The organism is Acinetobacter sp. A2, from assembly GCF_012371325.1.
Taxonomy (GTDB): Bacteria; Pseudomonadota; Gammaproteobacteria; order Pseudomonadales; family Moraxellaceae; genus Acinetobacter.
In genome coordinates, this window is sequence record NZ_JAAZQX010000061.1 from 1 (window position 1) to 1,677 (window position 1,677).

The window sequence follows — 1,677 nt, forward strand, 5'->3', positions numbered from 1 at the left end:
TTACACGCTTGGCAACAAGACATTAACAGAGTGCGAATTAGTCCTTGACTATGTTTGACTACATTTTAAGGAACAGGGTGTATAAATAAGTCTAACAGCCCTGAATGATTTAACCATTTTGACAATAAGATTTGTCAAAATGGCATTGACCTGTTCTGAAAAATCTTTAGAGTAAAAGTTCAAAAAGTACAAAACGGAACAGGGTATGAGCCATCTTGCCGAAACAATACAAATTCGTAATACCACGTTTAAAAACCGCATTATTAAAGGTGCAATGAGTGAGGCGCTAGCCAATACCGCAGGACAACCGAATACACTGCATTTAGGTTTATATGAAGCATGGGCAAAAGGTGGCTTGGGTTGCGCAATTACAGGCAATGTCATGGTCGATTTACGCGCTAAAAATGAACCAGGCGTGGTGGGTATTGAATCGGCCCGAGATTTAGACCAGCTCAAACAATGGGCAGACATAGGAAAGCGTTATGACATGGTACAGCTAGTACAGTTGTCACATCCTGGTCGTCAGTGCCCGAAGGGTTTGAACAAAGAAACCGTTGCACCTTCGGCTGTGCCATTTAGCCCTAATTTGGCTTTAAGTTTTGGTACTCCACGTGAACTACGTGATGATGAAATTTTAGATATTATTCAGCGTTTTGCCAAAGCCGCACAAATTTGTGAGCAAGCGGGTTTTGAGGGTATTCAATTACACGGTGCACATGGTTATTTGATTAGCCAATTTTTATCGCCACTTACCAATAAACGCCAAGACCAATGGGGTGGCAGTATAGAAAATCGAATGCGCTTTTTGATGGAAATTTATCAGGCGGTGCGTGCTGCAACATCGGATAATTTTATTGTATCAGTCAAATTGAATTCTGCAGACTTTCAGCGCGGCGGCATCACGGAAGAAGAAGTGATCACGGTTTTTAAAGCCATGGATGAAGCAGGAATTGACCTTATTGAAATTTCAGGGGGAACGTATGAAGCCCCAGCCATGGCAGGTTCTAAAGCAGATAAGCGCAAGCCTAGTACGATTGCACGTGAAGCCTACTTCTTATCTTTTGCAGAATTGATCCGCAGCCAGGTGAAATGTCATTTAATGGTGACGGGTGGTTTTAGAACGGTCGAAGCTATGAATGCTGCGTTAGACAGTGGTGCATGTGATTTTATTGGTATTGCTCGCCCATTTGCTGTAGAAACGGATTTAGCCAACCGCTTGCTGGTAGGGCAAGACGTACGTTATGGCGTTGATAAAATTAAAACAGGCATTCCGATGATTGATAAAATGGCAATTATGGAAATTATTTGGTATGCCGCCCAGTTTAAGGCAATTGCTCAGGGCAAGCGTCCAAATCCAAAACTCTCTCCGTTAAAAGTCTTTTTTAAATATTTAAAAGGAAATTTGACAGCGGTGATTAAAGGGCAGGTGAATTCGCGTAAATCGGCTTAATAGTCTTGCTGTTATGTATTGTGGATAGGCTCAAAGTGTGGATTATTGACTTTGAGTCTTTCACTTTACTGCTCAAAGGTTTCTGAGTGCCGAAATAGCAAAAAGCCCAAGTCATTGTGCTTGGGCTTTTTGTTGAAATGTATCATTTCAAATATGGCGTCCCTACGGGGATTCGAACCCCGGTTACCGCCGTGAAAGGGCGATGTCCTAGGCCTCTAGACGATAGG

1 protein-coding gene is annotated in these 1,677 nt (G+C 42.5%); it reads left to right on the forward strand.

Going from position 1 to position 1,677, the window contains the following annotated elements; genetic code table 11:
* Positions 1-205: 205 nt before the first annotated feature.
* Positions 206-1,450, forward strand: coding sequence for an NADH:flavin oxidoreductase/NADH oxidase family protein (locus HHA43_RS13065; RefSeq protein WP_168418629.1), 1,245 nt, complete (start codon positions 206-208; stop codon positions 1,448-1,450).
* The last annotated feature ends 227 nt before the right edge of the window (positions 1,451-1,677 follow it).

Coding starts and splice junctions, on each gene's coding strand:
- HHA43_RS13065 (WP_168418629.1), top strand. CDS start 206: ATGAGCCATCTTGCCGAAACAATACAAATTCGTAATACCACGTTTAAA.